Below are 17,824 nucleotides of genomic sequence, written 5' to 3' on the forward strand. Positions count from 1 at the left end.
CCATGGCGAACGGTCCCATCACCAAAATTAATGTCCCAGGGCGGAGGGACAGGGTAGCCGCAAAGCACTTGGCCGAACGCGTTTTGACTTGGTCGTCCGTCACACTGTCCAGGGGTTTGTCTATCCGAAGATCGGCCGTCTCCTTGCCAGTGGCAGTGCTGGCGCAGATCCGTCCTGCCCGAAGACAGACGTTCCCCCATGAACCGCGTGACGCCGCATCTCCGGCGTCCACCGCATCCCACCCCGCGAACGTGACGATCGCGATCGCCCCTCTCGGTGGGGCAGGACAGAGGGGAATATAAACCTGATGGAGATATTGTCAACGGGATATAGGAATAAATGTTTGGGTGCTGTATATCGCCCCATACTGTCATTCCGGGGCGTGGCCGGCACTTGCCGGCGCGAACCCGGAATCTCGACCTGTTCAGCTACCCCCTCGTCATTCCGGGTTCGCGCCGGCCCGCTTCGCGGTCCTCTGCGCCCCGGAATGACGAGGGGGTAGCTGAACACTCCGGCAGTCCGGCCCGGTCCGCCCGGAATGACGGGCGACGAGCCATGCAGATTGCGACGCGCGCCCTCGCCGCGACGTCCTATCCACCCGCCCCCCGCTTTTGTATGACCTAGCCCTCACTCCCTCCAGCCCACCGATATCTCGGAAGAAGGAAAATCCATGACTGATGTGGCGACTGACGCGGCCTATGCTGAACTCGAAGCCGCCGGCTGGAGCATCATGGACGATGACGGGTTCATCCATTTCGTCGGCCCGATGTGGCACCGGGTCGTCGATGGCATCAATGAATTCGCCATTCTTGGCCAGGACAAGCACCGCAACCGCCGCGGCGTGGTTCAGGGCGGGGCGGTGATGACGCTGGCCGACCGGAGCTGCGGCATGGCGGCGCGCGAGGCTGCGGGGGTCGAGGCGCTCGCCACCGTCCAGATGGATACTTATTTCGTCGATGCCGCGCGGATCGGCGACCTGATGATCTCCCGGCCCAAGGTCGTGCGTGCCACCAAGAGCCTGATCTTCATGAGCACCGAGGTCAGTGTGAACGATCACGTGGTCGCCACGGCGCATGGTGTGTTCAAGACGGTCCGCGACCGCACCGATGCCGGGCGCAAGAACGACTGACCTGACGGCCGCCGCGGATTTTCGTCATCTTCACGGATTTTTTTTCGCACGCGGCGGAACGAAAGCGCGATCAGCTCGCTTAGCAAAGACATGCGAACCAAAACAGTTTTTACGCGACCTATATTCGTATTCGATTGATCACGTTTAGACTGACCAATGCTTTCGACCCGAACCATCCCGGCCCTGTGGCCCATGGAACCGGCGATCAAGGTTCAAATCCCATGGCCCAAGACGCTGCCGTAAACGACGCCGCCCTCCCCGCCACCGTCCTGGTCGTCGAGGACGATGTACTGCTGCGCATGTTTGCGGTCGAGATGATCGAGGACGCCGGTTTCCGGGTGATCGAGGCGCAGGATGCTGACGCTGCGATCCGCGTACTCGAAGCCCGCAACGATATCCGGATCATCTTTACCGATATCGACATGCCCGGCTCGATGAACGGGCTCAAGCTCGCCCATGCCGTCGCCAATCGCTGGCCGCCCATTCGCATCATCGCAACATCGGGCCACTTCAGGATAGGCGAACGCGACCTGCCGGATGGCGGTCGCTTCATTCCCAAACCCTATCGACAGCACCAGATCATCGGCGCCCTCACCGAATTCGCCAATCCCCGCAGCGCATTCGGCGTCTGATAAGCCCCGTTCGCAATTGCGCTCACGCTTGACGCCTCCACACCGCCCGGTCACCCTCGGTTGCTAGATACCAGCTATCGGCGGAGGCACGCGATGTGGGCATCACTCCAGAACTTTCTCGATAGTTCCATGTTTGCCCCGCACGGCATTTGTCTGCTGTGGGATCCCGGCCTGATCTGGCTTCACGTCGCCTCGGATGCACTGATCGCCGCGGCCTATTTCTCGATTCCCGTCGTACTCACGATCTTCGTCTGGAAGCGCCGCGATGTGGAGTTCGGCTGGATCTTCTGGGCCTTCGCGCTCTTCATCATGGCCTGCGGCCTGACCCATGTGATGTCGATCTACACGCTGTGGGTTCCGGTTTATGGCGCCGAAGGAATCCTCAAGGCGATCACCGCCATCGCCTCGGTCGTCACCGCTGCGATTCTCTGGCCGCTGCTGCCGCGGCTACTGGCGATCCCCTCGCCCGCACAGTTGCGCGAAACCGAACTGGCGCTGATCGAGGAAGGCCGGCACCGGCGCGAGGCCGAGGACATGCTGCGCCATACGCAGAAGATGGAAGCGATCGGCCATCTCACCGGCGGTGTTGCCCATGACTTCAACAATCTGCTGACCATCATCATCGGCAATCTCGAAATCGCCGAGCACAGCATCTCGACCTGGACGGAATCGTCACGTGATCGCCTCAAGCGCGTCATTGCCAGCGCGGCCGGCGGCGCGCAACGCGCCGTGGTGCTGACGCAGCGCCTGCTTGCCTTCGCACGCAAGCAGCCGCTCGACCCGAAGACCATCAATGTCAACGGATTGCTCCACGGCATGTCGGACTTCTTCCAGCGCACGTTGAGCGAGAATATCGATCTCGAAATCGTCGGCGGCGCCGGGCTGTGGCAGGTCGAGGTCGATCCGAGCCAGATGGAAGCCGCCATCCTCAATCTCGTGGTCAATGCACGCGACGCCATGGCCGGCCAAGACCATCTGAAGATCGGCAAACTGACGATCGAAACCAGCAACGCCTTCATCGACGAGATCTACGCCCTGCAGCATTCCGATGTGGTCATCGGGCAGTATGTCCTGATCTCGGTGACGGACACCGGACCGGGCATGCCCAAGGACGTGCAGGAGCGCGCGTTCGACCCGTTCTTCACCACCAAGGAGCCCGGACAGGGCACCGGCCTCGGCCTGAGCCAGGTCTACGGCTTCGTCAAGCAATCCGGCGGCCATGTGAAGATCTATAGCGAGGTCGGCGAAGGCACGACCATCAAGGTCTATCTGCCGCGCAGCAGACAGCATACGGAGCAAGCAAGCGAGATCGAGAGGCGCATTGTCGGCAGCAAGGGCAACGAGACTGTGATGATCGTGGAAGACGATCCGGATGTGCGGTCCTACCTGGTCGAGACGCTGGAAGGTCTCAACTATCAGGTCCGCGAGGCCGGCAATGCCGACGCAGCGCTGGCCGATTTTGCCGCTGACCCCGAACCGTTCGACCTGCTGCTGACCGATATCGTGATGCCCGGCATGAACGGGCGACTGCTGGCCGACGAGATGCAAAAGCGGCAGCCGAAGCTGAAAGTGCTTTTCATGACCGGCTATTCGCGCAACGCCATCGTGCATCAGGGCCGGCTCGATCCCGGCGTGTCGCTGCTACAAAAGCCGATCACGCAAGCAGCGCTCGGCGGCAAGGTGCGCGAGATGCTCGACAAGAGATAACGACTACGGGATCCGTCTGACGGACGGGACGACGCCCAGCGTCCGCTCCGGATGCGCCTGGCGCCGCATCTCGCTCAGGGCGATGGCGGCACGCGACGTTTCGTGATTCGCGAACCAGAGTTCGAAATCGGGCACCGGCAGCGCAGGCGAATAGACGAAGCCCTGGATGACATCGCAGCCGAGTTCGATGAGAATCCGGCGCTGCCCGTCGGTCTCGACGCCCTCGGCGACCACGATCATGTCGAGACTCTGGCCGACGCGGATGATGGCGCGCGTAATCGCCAGCGCACTCGCCTCGCTTTCAAGGCCACGCATGAAGCTGCGATCGATCTTCAACTCACGGATCGGCAGATGCGCGAGACGGCTGAGGCTGGAATAGCCGGTGCCGAAATCATCCATCGACAGCTGCACGCCGGATTTGCGAATTTTCTCCATGGTCTCGACGGCGGTCGAATGCTCGCTCATCACCACGCCTTCGGTGACCTCCAGCATCAGCATGTCCGGCGACAGGCCGTTTTCGGCAATTACTTCGCCGACCAGCGTGGCGAGATCGCCGTTCTGGAAATTGATCGGCGACAGATTGACCGAGACGCTGGGCACGTCGACGCCATTTTTGCGCCAGGCCGCAACCTGCCGACAGGCTTCGCGCAGCGACCAGGTGCCGATCAGCTCGATCAGCCCGTATTCTTCCGCGAGCGGGATGAACTTCGATGGCGGCACTTCGCCGAGCACCGGATCGGACCAGCGGGCCAGCGCCTCGACACCGTAAAGGCGACCGTCAGCGCGCACCTGCGGCTGATAGTGAAGCCGCAGCGCATCCTGCACGATGGCATTGCGCAGCGCCGTACTGAAGGCGAGTCGCTCCTCGCTGACGCGGTTCATCTCCGCACTGAAGAAACGATAGGTCGAGCGGCCGGCCTGCTTGGCCTGATACATCGCCGCATCCGCATGTTTGAGCAGACCGTCGATATCACCGGCGTTGTCGGGATAGATGCTGACGCCGATGCTGGCAGATACCGGCACCAGCTTGGCGCCAAGCTGCATCGGCGGCAGCAGTGTCTCGAGCAGGCGGCTGGCGATCAAGGCGGCGCCTTCGACATCGCAATTCGGCAGCACAATGACGAATTCGTCGCCGCCCTGCCGGCTCAGCGTATCGGCCGGCCGGATTTGCCTGCACAGTCGTTGCGTGACCTTGACCAGCAACTCGTCGCCAATGGAATGACCGAGCGTGTCGTTGACGTCCTTGAAGTGATCGATATCGAGGAACATCACGGCAATGCGGTCCCGCGGTTTGCTCTTGTCGATCAGCCCCGTCAGGATCTGGCGCAGTTGCGCGCGGTTCGGCAAGCCGGTCAGCGCATCGAAATAGGCCAGACGCGCGATTTCGCTGCGGGCCTCATGCCGTTCAATGGCCAGTGCGCACAGATGAACACAGGCATCGACGATAGTCTGATGCCAGCGCGTCGGGCCGCGCACTTCACGGAAGTAGAAGGCAAAGGCGCCGATGACGCGGCCGTCCCGCGCCTTGATCGGCGTCGACCAGCAAGCGCGCAGGCCGGCTTCCAGCGGCAGGCTGCTATAGAGGCGCCACCGCGGATCGGTGGCGATATCGGTGGCCAGCACCGCGTGGCCGAGAAAGGCCGCCGCGCCGCAGGACCCGACATCGGGACCAGTGGCAATACCGTCAACAACAGGCGCGAAGGCGGCCGGGAGGCTGGGACCACCGAGCGGATGGAGCCGACCGTCCGCGTCCACATGCAACACCGACGAGACGATATCGGGCGCGATGGCTTCGACGCGGTGGCAGAGATCGCCGATCACATCCACGACCGGCATGTCGTTGGCGAGATTTTCCAGCACATGATGCTGCAGCGAATTGATCTGCTTGCTCTCGGTGATGTCGTCGAGCACCGCGACGAGATGCTCGACCTCGCCGGCTTCATTGCGGCCTGCATTGACCGTGCTCGAAATCCAGATCTCGTGACCGTCCTTGTCATAGACAAGGATATCCTCTTGCCCGTGTCCTTCGGCATCGATCTGCGCGTGAAACCGCTCCAGCGTTTCGTTGTCGGTATATTCTCCGGTCAGCAAATCCCGCGGGTGTTTGCCCATCGCTTCCGCCAGCGTGTATCCGAACAGCTCCGTGAAAGCGTCGTTGACATAGACGATGGTCATGTCGCGTTTGGAGACCATCACGACACGGTCGGTCTTCTCGGCAACCAGTGCCATTAGCGCATTTTGCTCGCGGTCACGGACATCGTCCGTCACGTCTCGGATAAAGTTGATGTAGAGCGTCTTGCCGGCATAATCGACACGCGAGATCGAGAACGCACCCCAGGCCTCGCTCCCGTCCTTGCGGCTGATCCTGAACTCGCGGCGGCCCTTGACCGCCGTCCAGGGGTCCATGGCAGACTTTGCCGCGATCACTCCATCAAGATGTTCGCGCACGTCGAGCGGGACGAGGACGCTGACCTGCCGACCGACGACTTCGTCGCGGTGATATCCCCACATCCGCTCGGCCGCAGCATTGAAATGCCTGATCTCGTTGTCGATCCCGGTGATCACGACAGCATCGACCGCCTGTTCGAACGCAGAGAACAGCGCCTTCGCCTCTTCGCTGGGCTGGTCGACGGGACTTGTAGGCATGAAACGACCTTCGATCACGGAAGCCGCCTGAGCACGACGACGACTGTCTTCGTTACAGCGGCAATGTCATTCGCAGGTACGAGTGTATTCGAACTCCAGTAGCTAAGAAGTTCGTTCGATCTCATATCGAGGGGCCGGAATACCGGATGTCGTTAACAACACGTTAACGGCGATTGTCAACTTATCGAGATTACATGGCCGCGAGCGCACCCGGCCACATTTCCTCTTGCGCAGCTTCGGCCCGGCGCTCGTCAACCAGCGCCGCCCAGCGTTCGGCATGGCGGGCCACCAGCCAGGCTTCGAGATCGAATGCGGACAGTGCAGGCGAGTACAGGAACCCCTGAAGGACGTCACAGCCCAGCCCGGCCAGAATCCTGCGCTGCTCTTCGGTCTCGACGCCTTCGGCCACGACCGTCATGTTGAGGCTCTGTCCGACGCACACGATGGCGGTGGCGATCGCCAGAGCACAGACCTCGGTCTCGATACCGCGCATGAAGCTGCGATCGATCTTCAGCTCGCGCACCGGCAAATGCGCCAGGCGACTCAAGCTCGAATAACCGGTGCCGAAATCATCCATCGACAATCCGATGCCCGCCGCGCGGATCTGCATCATGATCTCGATCGCGGTCGTGTGTTCGCTCATCACCGCGCCCTCGGTGACTTCGAGCATCAGCCTGTTAGGCGCCAGCCCGTTTTCCGCGATGATGTCGGAGATCAACGCCGGCAATCCCGGATTCAGAAAATTGATCGGCGACAGGTTGACCGAGACGCAAGGCACATCGAGCCCTGCCTTTTGCCACGCCGCAATCTGCCTGCATGCCTCGCGTAGCGACCAGACACCGATCTGCTCGATGAGGCCGCATTCCTCCGCGAGCGGAATGAACTTGGCCGGTGACACATCGCCCAATACGGGATCATGCCAGCGCGCCAATGCCTCGACACCGTACAGATCGCCGCTGCCTGCGCGGATCTGCGGCTGGTAGTGCAACCGCAGGCCGCCTTGTGCAAGCGCGTGGCGCAAAGCAGCGCTGAGACGAAGGCGCTCCTCATTCACGCGGTCCATGTCGTTGCTGAAAAACCGATGCGTGGAGCGGCCGGCCTGCTTCGCCTTGTACATCGCCGCATCGGCATATTTCAGCAGACTATCGAGATCGCGGGCATTGTCCGGAAACATGCTGATGCCGGCGCTGGCAGAAATCGGCACCTGATGGCCGCCGAGCTGCAACGGAACCGACAGTGCCTCGGTGAGACGGCCCGCGATGCGCGAGGCATCGGCCGCGATACAGTTCGGCATCAGGATGATGAATTCATCGCCGCCCTGACGACTGAGGATATCGCCGGGTCGGATATGCTGATGAAGCCGCTGTGTGACGGCGACCAGCAAGTCATCGCCGACAGCATGCCCGAGCGTATCGTTGACGTCCTTGAAGTGATCCAGGTCAAGAAATATCAGCGCCATCTGCGCATCTGCGGAGCATTCCGCGACGGCGCGCTCCATCAACTGGCGCATATGGGTCCGGTTCGGCAGACCGGTGAGCGCATCGAAATAGGCAAGCCGCGAGATTTCGTTGCGCGCTTCCTCACGCTCGATGGCGACCGCGGCGAGATGGACACAGGCATCGACGATGCCGTGATGCAAGCGGCTGGGTCTGCGACATTCCCTGAAATAGAATGCGAACGTACCGATGACGCGCCCATCCCTGGTCTTGATCGGCATCGACCAGCAGGCCTTCAGACCGGAAGCCAGCGGCGCGCTGTTGTATGGCAGCCATAGAGGATCGTTTTCGATATCGGTGACCAGAACAGGCTCGCCGCGAAAGGCAGCGGTCCCGCAAGACCCGACATCCGGTCCGATGGCAATGCCGTCCAGCGCCTGCGCATAACCTGCCGGGAGGCTTGGCCCTCCCAAAGGATGCAGCAATCCCGCGGAATCGACATGCAGCACCGAACAGACGACATCGGGCGCGATCTGCTCCACCTTCCGGCAAAGATTGTCCATCACACCCCGCAGCGGCTGCTCATCGGCCAGCGCTTCGAGGATGTGATGCTGCAGCGACTGAAGCTGCTTGCTCTCGGTGATATCGGTCATCAATGCGACAAGGTGCTGGATTTTTCCATCCGCGCCATGAATCGCATTCAAGGCAACCGAGACCCAGACCTCGTTGCCGGCTTTGTCGTAAAGGAGAATTTCGTCTTCAGCAGAACCTTCCGTTCTGATCTGCTGGTCCAGATATGCGAGCGTCGCCTGGCTGGTATATGCGCCGACGAGGAATTCCTCCGGGATGAGTCCCGTCGCTTCATCCAGCGCGTAGCCGAACATGCCGGTGAAGGCGCCGTTGACATAGCAAATCCGTGCATCGCGACCCGCAATGTAGATAGCGCGTTTCGTCTTGTCGACCACGAGAGCCAGCGGGATAATTTCTTCCCTGCGCTTCACCTCCTCCGTCACATCGCGGACGAAGCCCATATAGGTGATCTCGCCATTCACCTCGACCCGCGACATCGACAACGATCCCCAGATCTCGCTGCCGTCCTTGCGTTCGATTTTCACCTCGCGGCTGTGACCGACGATGCGATTGACGCCGGTCGCGCGGTTCGCGGCGATGTATCCGTCATGCTGCGACCTGATGGCCATCGGCACCAGAAAGCTGATATTTCGCCCGAGCACTTCATCGCGCTCATAGCCCCACAACCGTTCGGCGGCGGCGTTGAAATGGGTCACGCTATTCGTGCTGTCGATCATCACGACAGCATCGATGGCCTGCTCCAGCCCGGCGAGGAGCGTCCTGGCAGCATCACTCTGGTCGACATGCACCAACGTCATAAACGCAACTCGCAATTACTTTGCTCAAACCATCGGACCGTCGTTGAAATGACCCGATCACCGGCTTTCAGCCGAGGTGGTGCAATCGTATGTGCAAGACGTCGCCAAACTGTTTTGCGCGGCGCCGGAGTTTCCGACGGCCGCGAACGTACTTAAGGTCCGGATAAAATCACGCAGCCAGAGCAGGACACACAAGCAACGACGCAACCTTCGATAGTTGGCGCGTCGCTCAAGCGGTATCCTGACGCCGCTGATGCGGCCTGAGAATCTCAGTGGGCCTCAGCCGCGAGCACGGCCTCGACACGGATTTCTTCCGTGAGCCGCGCTTTGAGATCGGAAAAAGCCGGGCTGGTCTTGATGGTGTAGTGCCGCGGATGCGGTAGATCGACCGCGATATCGGCCTTGATGCGACCGGGACGCGCCGACATCACCACGGTGCGCGACGCGAGGAACACCGCTTCCTCGATATCGTGGGTGACGAAGATCACCGTCTTGCGCTCGCGCTCCCAGATACCGAGCAGCAATTCCTGCATCAAGGCGCGGGTCTGGTTGTCGAGCGCGCCAAACGGCTCGTCGAGCAGCAGGATCTTCGGATCGTTGGCGAGCGCACGCGCAATCGCGGTGCGCTGCTGCATGCCGCCGGAGAGCTGCTTCGGAAAATGATTGGCGAAGCTGGTGAGGCCCACCTTCTCCAGCCACTGTTTGGCGATGTCGTTGCGCTCGCGGGTCGAGACGCCGCGCTCGCGCAGGCCGAAGGAAATATTCTCCGACACCGTGAGCCAGGGAAACAGCGTGTAGGACTGGAACACCATGCCGCGATCGGCGCCAGGACCGGTGATCGCCTTGCCGTCGAGCAGGATGCGGCCGGTGGTGGGCGTATCCAGACCGGCGACCATGCGCAGCAGCGTGGACTTGCCGCAGCCTGACGGGCCAAGGATCGTGACGAAGTCGTTGTCCGCAACCGACAGATTGGTCGGCTCCAGCGCACGCGTCGGCGTGCCGCCGCGCACGGCGGGGAAAATCCGCGAGACGTTGTCGATGACGAGCTTGCTCAAATGATGCTCCACGGAAACAAGCGCCGGTTCGCAGCCTTGAACGCGTAGTCCGAAATCAAACCGATGATGCCGATGACGATGATGCCGAAGATGATCTGGCCGGTGGCCAGCAGCGCCTGGCTGTCGATGATCATGTGGCCGATGCCCGAGGACGAGCCGATCAGTTCGGCGACGATGACATAGGTCCAGGCCCAGCCGAGCACGAGACGAAGAATTTCCGCAATCTCCGGCGCGGCGGATGGAATCAACACGCGTTTCAGCACGCCGGCGTCGCGCGCGCCGAGCGTGAGCGATGCCTCGACGAGATCGCGGCGTACGCTACCGACGGAGACGGCGACCATGAGAATGAGCTGAAACACCGAGCCGATGAAGATCACCAGCAGCTTCTGCAATTCGCCGATACCGGCCCACAGGATCAGCAGCGGAATGAAGGCCGAGGCCGGCAGATAGCGCGCAAAGGAGACGAAGGGTTCGAGAAAGGCTTCGATCGGCTTGTAGGCGCCCATCAGGATGCCGATCGGCACCGCGAACAGCGCCGCCAGCACGAAGCCGCCGATCACGCGCCAGATGGTCATGCCGATATCGTGCAGGAAGCCCTGCTTCACCAGCAGAAACCAGCCGTCCTGCAGCATGGTCCACGGATTGGCGAGGAAGGTCTTGGAAACGAAGCCGCCGAAGGTCGCATAGGACCACGCGGCAACGAACAGCACAAAGAACGATATGCCGAGCACCACGCGCGCGGTGGATGAGATGGGGGCGAGTGGTTTCATGCTGCGTATTCGATGCTCATGACCGTCATTGCGAGGAGCTCTTGCGACGAAGCAATCCAGTCTTCCTTAAGTAAGAGCTGGATTGCCGCGTCGCTTCGCTCCTCGCAATGACGGAAGCGACGGCGGAGATTTACTGAATGAAGCGCGGATCGGCGAGCTTCGTCAGATCCGGGATTTCCTTGATCACGCCGATTTCGAGCAGCAGCTCGGCCGCTTCCTTCGAGAACGCCTGGTGCTCGCCGGCGAAGAACTTCTTGTTCGCCTCCTGATCCTGCCAGCGCAGATACTGCGCGGAGGCGCCGAACTTCTCGCCGGTCTGCTTCACGTCGGCGCCCATGATCTCATAGGACTTGTCTTTCTCAGCGCCGATCATCGCAACGGCCTCGAAATAGCTCTTGGCCAGCGCCTTCACGGCACCTTCGTTATCGGCGATGAATTTCGGCGTGCAGCCGAAGGTGTCCATGATCATCGGATAGTCGAGCGTGGTGGCGATGATCTTGCCGGCTTCCGGCTTCTCACGCACGGCCGACAGATACGGCTCATAGGTCATGGCCGCATCGTTCTGGCCGGCGATGAAGGCCTGCGCTGCCGGACCCGGCTCCATATTGACCACGGAGACATCCTTCACGCTGAGGCCGTTCTTCTTCAGGAACCAGGCGAGCGTGAAATAGGGCGCAGTGCCCGGAGCCGACGCGGCAACGGTCTTGCCCTTCAGATCCTTGATCGATGCGGTGCCGGCGCGCACGGCCATGCCGTCGGCGCCATAGGACTTGTCGAGCTGGAACAGCTGCGTGGTGGCGACGCCGTTGGCATTCCACACCACCCAGGTCTCGACCGTGGTGGCGGCGCATTGCACATCGCCGGAGGCGATAGCGAGATGGCGGCTGGCCTGCGGGACTTTCTTGATGGTGACGTCGAGACCGTTCTTGGCGAAGATGCCGGCTTCCTTCGCCAGCGTCAGCGGCGCGAAACCCGTCCAGCCGGAAATGGCGATGGTGACCTTGGTCTGTGCCGCAGCCGGGGTCGCAACGAGAGCCGCGAGCATGGCGGCGACGGAAACTCCAATCAACTTCATAACGCACTCTCCTCAGCCAGATTTAGAATGATACTGCATGGCAACATGGCGGATTGCCAGAGTCAATTTGCGCGGCTATGCCGCGGCAGATGATTCATATCGTCCTCATGATCGCAGCCCCGTCGGGGTGAAGCGTGCGGTGAGCTGATACAGATCGTTCGGATAGGTGACGCGCACCGATGTGATGATCTTGTTCTTGCGCCAGGTGCGGCGCTCGACCACCAGGCAGGCGGCCGGCTTCTTCAGCGTCAATGCCTTCAAGGCGACATCGCCAGCGAGACTTGCCGTGATCCGATGCTCCGCCTCATTCCACGGTACGTGACCGAGCAGCCAGGTACCGGGCGGCACGCGCGTGAAATCGATTTCAGACGCGGGCGGCACCACGTCGAGATTGATCAGGCGCTCCTCCAGCGCGAAAGGCCTGCCCTTGGCGATGTGCCGACAGCTCAACACCAATACATCGCAGCTCTTGTCGATGCCGAGACGTTCGAGATCGTCCTTGGTCGCCTTGCGCCGCTTGCGCGTGAGCAACTCATAAGCATAGGCCTCGCCGCGCTTGGCGATCTCGGCCTGGATATCCGGAATATGCAGCACTGCGGACTGCACCAGCGGCTTGGCGACGAAGCTCCCGACGCGGCGCTTGCGTTCGATGACACCAGCGGCTGCGAGACCCGACAGCACCTTGTTCACGGTCATCCGCGAGCAATTATAGCTCTCGACCAGCTCATGCTCGAACGGAATGCGATAGCCGGGCGGCCAGCGGCCGGAGAGGATCTTCTCCTCTAGATCGGCGCGGATGCGCTGATACAGCGCCTGCGGCGCGACCTGCGCTTTTCCGTTTGCCAGTTTTGACACGCGCGCTGCCGCCATCAGAGTGTCGCCAGCCGCTGCATGACGCGCCGATAGCGCTCGGTGATGGATGCGCGCTTGATGTGGCGACCGCCGTTGACGACCTGCTTGCCGCCGACGAAGACGTCGGAGATCGCCGACTTGCTGGCAACAAAGGTCATGGCATCGAGCCAGCGGTCACCGGTGACGGCACAGAGATCGGGATGCGCGGTATCCAATACGACGATATCCGCACGCTTGCCGACCGCAAGTGCACCGATATTGCGGCCCGAGGCGTGCGTGCCGCCGATCAGCGCATGTTCATAGAGAGCACGGCCAGTGGACTCGCCCTCATGGCGCGCCACGGCATTGCGGACGCGATAGGCGAGACGCTGGCTGTATTCGAGCTGCTTGAGTTCGCCAGGCGCCGTAATCTCGATATTGGAATCGCTGCCGACACCGAACACACCGCCGGCATCGATGAAGCGCGGACCTTCAAAAATGCCGTCGCCGAGGCTGGCTTCGGTGAGCGGACAGAGGCCGATGACGGCACCTGCTTTCGCGACACCGGCGGTTTCCTCATCGGTCATATGGGTCGCATGGATCAGCACCCAGCGTCTATCGACCGGCATGTGATCCAGCAGCCATGCCACCGGCCGCTGGCCGGACCAGGCGATACAGTCCTCGACCTCTTTAGTCTGCTCGGCCACGTGGATATGGATCGGACCATCGGGCACCGCCTTGAGGACATCACTCAAGGTCTCCGGCGTAATCGCGCGCAGAGAATGCGGCGCGATGCCGATGGCGGCGTCATCGAGAGGCGCGATAGCCGCACGGGATTTGTCCAGCAGCGCCAGAAAGCGCGTGGGATCGTTGATGAAACGGCGCTGACCATGGATCGACGCGGCGCCGCCGAAGCCACTGAAATTATAGAAGGACGGCAGCAGCGTCAGACCGATGCCGGTCTCGCTGGATGCCGCCGCGATGCGCGTACCCATCTCCGCGAGATTCGCATAGGGCGCGCCGGTCTCGTCGTGATGCAGATAGTGGAATTCGGCCACCGAGGTGAAGCCGCCTTCCAGCATCTCGGCATAGGCGAAAGAAGCAATCGCCTCGACGTCATCCGGCGTCAGCGTATCGATGAAACGATACATGAGCTGCCGCCAAGTCCAGAAACTGTCCTGCGTGGCGCCGCGGATTTCGGTGAGGCCGGCCATGCCGCGCTGGAACGCATGGCTGTGCAGATTGGGCAGTCCGGGCAGCGCCACGCCGCTGATGATTTCAGCGTCAGCGCTGCTCGAATTCGCGGCAACGGCCGTGATGGTGCCATTCTCGATCGCGACAATGACGTCGCGCGCCCAGCCTGACGGCAGCAGCGCGTGCGCGAAGAACAGCCTTTTTGCAGCACGTTGCGTGCCCATAGCGATTGCCTGTTGCATTCAAAAGACGCTCGACAATAAGCGAGGCCGCTGATTATGTATAGACATACGACGTCCCGAATTTACGGCAGTCCGTCATGACCTTCGATACCATCTGGACCAATGCACGCCTTGCCACCATGGCGCCCGGCACGCCCGACCTCGGGATTGTGGAGCACGGGTGCATCGCAGCAAAGGATGGCCGGATTGCTTACGCTGGTCCTGCGTCAGACCTGCCGCCGGATGCCGACGCCAAGACACGGATCGATTGCGAGGGTCGCTGGATCACACCTGGGCTGGTCGATTGCCACACCCATCTGATCTATGGCGGCAACCGCGCCAGTGAATTCGCAATGCGGCTCGAAGGCGCGAGCTATGAGGACATTTCACGCGCCGGCGGCGGCATCGCCTCGAGCATGAAGGCCACGCGTGCGGCCAGCGAACAACAGCTCGTCGCCAGCGCCTTGAAGCGGCTCGACCATCTGCTCGCTGAAGGCGTCACCACCATCGAGATCAAGTCGGGTTACGGCCTCGACAAGGAGACCGAGATCCGCTGCCTCACGGCGGCACGCCAGCTCGCGAGGGAGCGCGACGTCTCCGTCCTGACATCGTTTCTTGGCGCACATGCGATGCCGCCGGAAGCGGGTGGCGACAAGGACGCCTATATCGACACGGTCATCGCCGAAATGCTGCCGGCGATTGCCGAACTGAAACTCGCCGACGCCGTCGACGCGTTCTGCGAAGGCATCGCATTTTCGCCGGAGCAGACGGCGCGGGTGTTCGACGCCGCCAAGAAACTCGGCCTGCCCGTGAAACTGCATGCCGACCAACTGTCCAACCTTCACGGTGCTAAACTCGCCGCCGAGCATAACGCGCTGTCGGCCGATCATCTCGAACATACGGACGAAGACGGCGTGATCGCGCTGACCAAGGCCGGCACTGTCGCCGTGGTATTGCCGGGTGCTTACTACACCCTGCGCGAAACCCAGGCGCCGCCGATCGCGCTGTTTCGCAAGCACGGCACGCATCTGGCGCTGGCCACCGACAGCAATCCCGGCACGTCGCCGCTGACCTCGCTGCTGCTGACCATGAATATGGGCGCGACACTGTTCCGCATGACCGTGGATGAATGCCTGCTCGGCGTGACGCGCGAAGGCGCGCGGGCGCTGGGCAAGCTGAGCGAAGTCGGCACGCTGGAGACCGGCAAGGTCTGCGATCTCGCTATCTGGGATATCGAACATCCCGCCGAGCTGGTCTACCGCGTCGGCTTCAATCCGCTTCACGCCCGCGTCTGGCACGGCCGGACTTCCGCGACATCCAAATAAGGACATCATCATGGATCGCAGCAAGAACAGCCGCATCGTACGCAGCCCGCGCGGCACAGAGCTTTCCGCCAAGGACTGGCTCACCGAAGCGCCGCTGCGCATGCTGATGAACAATCTCGATCCGGAAGTGGCCGAGAACCCGAACGAGCTGGTGGTCTATGGCGGCATCGGCCGCGCCGCGCGCAATTGGGAAGCCTTCGACCAGATCGCCAAATCGCTGCGCGAGCTCAATACTGATGAGACGCTGCTGGTGCAATCCGGCAAGCCGGTCGGCGTGTTCAAGACGCATGCGGATGCGCCGCGCGTGCTGATCGCCAATTCCAATCTCGTACCGCGCTGGGCCACCTGGGAGCACTTCAACGAGCTCGATCGCAAGGGGCTGATGATGTACGGCCAGATGACGGCCGGCTCGTGGATCTATATCGGCTCGCAGGGCATCGTGCAGGGCACCTATGAGACCTTCGTCGAGGCCGGACGTCAGCACTATAACGGCGACCTCTCCGGCAAATGGATTCTCACGGCAGGCTTGGGCGGCATGGGCGGCGCGCAGACGCTGGCTGCCACCATGGCCGGCGCGTCGTGCCTCGCGGTCGAGTGCCAGCCGAGCCGCATCGAGATGCGCTTGAAGAGCCGTTATCTCGACGTGCAGGCAAAGGATCTCGACGACGCATTGGCGATCATCGAGAAGGCCAACAAGGAGAAGAAGCCAATTTCCGTTGGCGTGCTCGGCAATGCTGCCGATATCTTCCCTGAACTGGTGCGCCGCGGCGTCCGGCCGGACATCGTCACCGACCAGACCTCGGCGCATGATCCGGTCAACGGCTATCTGCCGAAAGGCTGGACGCTGTCCGAGTGGGAAGCCAAGCGTGCCAGCGATCCGCAAGCCGTCGAGAAGGCCTCGCGCAAGTCGATGAGCGAGCATGTCCGCGCGATGCTCGACTTCCACAAGATGGGCGTGCCGACGGTCGACTACGGCAACAACATTCGCCAGATGGCAAAGGAAGAAGGCGTCGATAACGCATTCGACTTCCCGGGTTTCGTCCCCGCTTACATCCGTCCGCTGTTCTGCCGCGGCATTGGCCCGTTCCGCTGGGCTGCTCTCTCAGGCGATCCCGAGGACATCTACAAGACCGACGCCAAGGTGAAGGAGATCCTCGGACACAACAAGGCGCTGGTGAACTGGCTCGACATGGCGCGCGAGCGCATCCAGTTTCAGGGTCTGCCGGCGCGCATCTGCTGGGTCGGCCTCGGCGATCGCCATCGCCTCGGCCTCGCCTTCAACGACATGGTGGCTTCGGGCGAATTGAAGGCGCCGATCGTCATTGGCCGCGATCATCTCGACTCCGGTTCGGTGGCAAGCCCAAACCGTGAAACCGAAGCAATGAAGGACGGCTCTGATGCCGTCTCCGACTGGCCGCTGCTCAATGCGCTGCTCAACTGCGCATCTGGCGCGACGTGGGTGTCGCTACATCACGGCGGCGGCGTCGGCATGGGCTTCTCGCAGCATTCCGGCATGGTCATCGTCGCCGACGGTACGCCGGAAGCGGCCAAGCGCCTCGAACGCGTGTTGTGGAACGATCCGGCCACCGGCGTGATGCGCCACGCGGATGCAGGCTATGAGGAAGCTATCGCCTGCGCCGAGGAACATCACCTCAATCTGCCATCGCTGCACGCCAAGGGCTGAGTGCGGCGCATGCAGATCCTGCGCGCCGCGAACTACAAGGTGATGCCCTGGAAGAACGGGCTGGGATCGACCACGGAGATCGCGATCTTCCCGGCGGATGCAAAGCTGGACGATTTCGACTGGCGCGTCAGTATGGCGCAGGTGACGAGCGACGGACCGTTCTCGTCATTTCCCGGGATTGATCGTACACTTCTGGTCATCGATGGTGCCGGCATCGACCTCAATGTCCACGGCCGCGCATCTGCGCGCATTGATCGCAGTACGATCCATTCCTTCCCGGGCGATCAGCAAACGTCAGCGTTACTGATCGACGGCCCCATTACAGATTTGAATGTGATGAGCAGGCGCGGGATCGTCTCACAGCATGTGAGACGCATCAACGTCATGAAACGTCAGGATTTTATAGTTTCTGCACAAGCGTTTCTGTTCGTTGAGCATGGCACTGCGACCGTACGGTCGGCATCGACCGTCGACAGCCTGTCGGCGCATGATGGGCTGCTTGTGGAACAAGGATCAGCACCTGTCGCGATTGAGTCCGATGCGGCGGCGCGTGTAGTCATCATCGAATTCGGTAGATAGCCGCCACACACTGATTTTGATGACGCCATAAGTTCCCGAAATGCCATCCAAATCAAATATATAACCAAGAGTGATTACGCCTATATGATTGGTAGAGAATCGCGACACCACTTGGTCCGACTCATGGCGCAATTGCGAGGCTGGATATTCAA

Annotated in this window: 13 protein-coding genes; 6 read left to right on the forward strand and 7 right to left on the reverse strand. The window is 61.6% G+C overall.

Features of this window, described 5'->3' with window-relative positions:
- Positions 1-670: 670 nt before the first annotated feature.
- From BLW80_RS27665 to BLW80_RS27675, 3 genes are all read left to right on the forward strand, one after another.
- Complete coding sequence (locus BLW80_RS27665; protein WP_093761584.1) at positions 671-1,129, forward strand: PaaI family thioesterase; 459 nt, start codon at positions 671-673, stop codon at positions 1,127-1,129.
- Positions 1,130-1,350: 221 nt separating this feature from the next.
- Entirely contained in the window at positions 1,351-1,761 is a 411-nt protein-coding gene (locus tag BLW80_RS27670) for a response regulator (RefSeq protein WP_093761586.1), read from the forward strand.
- A 129-nt stretch (positions 1,762-1,890) separates the two neighbouring features.
- Positions 1,891-3,468, forward strand: a complete 1,578-nt coding sequence (locus BLW80_RS27675) for an ATP-binding protein (RefSeq protein ID WP_244528473.1) — start codon at positions 1,891-1,893, stop codon at positions 3,466-3,468.
- Positions 3,469-3,471: 3 nt separating this feature from the next.
- Here BLW80_RS27675 and BLW80_RS27680 read toward each other — a convergent pair whose 3' ends face one another.
- From BLW80_RS27680 to BLW80_RS27710, 7 genes are all read right to left on the reverse strand, one after another.
- Positions 3,472-6,114: an EAL domain-containing protein gene (locus BLW80_RS27680; protein WP_139285962.1), complete on the reverse strand. Its 2,643-nt coding sequence runs from the start codon at positions 6,112-6,114 to the stop codon at positions 3,472-3,474.
- Positions 6,115-6,304: 190 nt separating this feature from the next.
- Positions 6,305-8,938: an EAL domain-containing protein gene (locus BLW80_RS27685; RefSeq protein WP_093761592.1), complete on the reverse strand. Its 2,634-nt coding sequence runs from the start codon at positions 8,936-8,938 to the stop codon at positions 6,305-6,307.
- 269 nt (positions 8,939-9,207) lie between these two features.
- The gene (locus BLW80_RS27690) at positions 9,208-9,993 is read right to left on the reverse strand and encodes an ABC transporter ATP-binding protein (protein ID WP_093761594.1); all 786 of its coding nucleotides are present in this window, start codon (positions 9,991-9,993) and stop codon (positions 9,208-9,210) included.
- Positions 9,990-10,763 carry an ABC transporter permease gene (locus tag BLW80_RS27695; RefSeq protein WP_093761596.1) on the reverse strand — a complete coding sequence of 258 codons (774 nt, stop codon included), beginning with the start codon at positions 10,761-10,763 and terminating at the stop codon, positions 9,990-9,992. The genes BLW80_RS27690 and BLW80_RS27695 overlap by 4 nt, the downstream gene beginning before the upstream one ends.
- A 130-nt stretch (positions 10,764-10,893) precedes the next feature.
- Complete coding sequence (locus tag BLW80_RS27700; protein ID WP_089266870.1) at positions 10,894-11,838, reverse strand: ABC transporter substrate-binding protein; 945 nt, start codon at positions 11,836-11,838, stop codon at positions 10,894-10,896.
- Positions 11,839-11,943: 105 nt separating this feature from the next.
- A complete protein-coding gene (gene hutC, locus BLW80_RS27705; protein ID WP_093761598.1) occupies positions 11,944-12,708 on the reverse strand; it encodes a histidine utilization transcriptional repressor HutC in 765 nt (254 codons plus the stop codon).
- Positions 12,708-14,087: a formimidoylglutamate deiminase gene (locus tag BLW80_RS27710; protein ID WP_210185361.1), complete on the reverse strand. Its 1,380-nt coding sequence runs from the start codon at positions 14,085-14,087 to the stop codon at positions 12,708-12,710. Before BLW80_RS27710 ends, hutC begins: the two co-directional genes overlap by 1 nt.
- Before the next feature lie 95 nt (positions 14,088-14,182).
- Between BLW80_RS27710 and hutI the strand changes: the two genes are divergently transcribed.
- The 3 genes from hutI to BLW80_RS27725 are packed head-to-tail and all read left to right on the forward strand — an operon-like array spanning position 14,183 to position 17,672.
- Positions 14,183-15,409, forward strand: coding sequence for an imidazolonepropionase (gene hutI, locus BLW80_RS27715; protein ID WP_093761602.1), 1,227 nt, complete (start codon positions 14,183-14,185; stop codon positions 15,407-15,409).
- A 10-nt stretch (positions 15,410-15,419) separates the two neighbouring features.
- On the forward strand, positions 15,420-17,093 hold the full coding sequence (gene hutU / locus BLW80_RS27720) for a urocanate hydratase (protein WP_093761604.1): 1,674 nt from the start codon (positions 15,420-15,422) through the stop codon (positions 17,091-17,093).
- A gap of 9 nt (positions 17,094-17,102) precedes the next feature.
- Positions 17,103-17,672: a HutD/Ves family protein gene (locus BLW80_RS27725; protein WP_093761606.1), complete on the forward strand. Its 570-nt coding sequence runs from the start codon at positions 17,103-17,105 to the stop codon at positions 17,670-17,672.
- Positions 17,673-17,824 lie beyond the last annotated feature (152 nt).

Origin of the sequence: Tardiphaga sp. OK245 (genome assembly GCF_900108575.1) — a bacterium.
In the GTDB taxonomy this organism is placed as follows: Bacteria; Pseudomonadota; Alphaproteobacteria; order Rhizobiales; family Xanthobacteraceae; genus Tardiphaga; species Tardiphaga robiniae.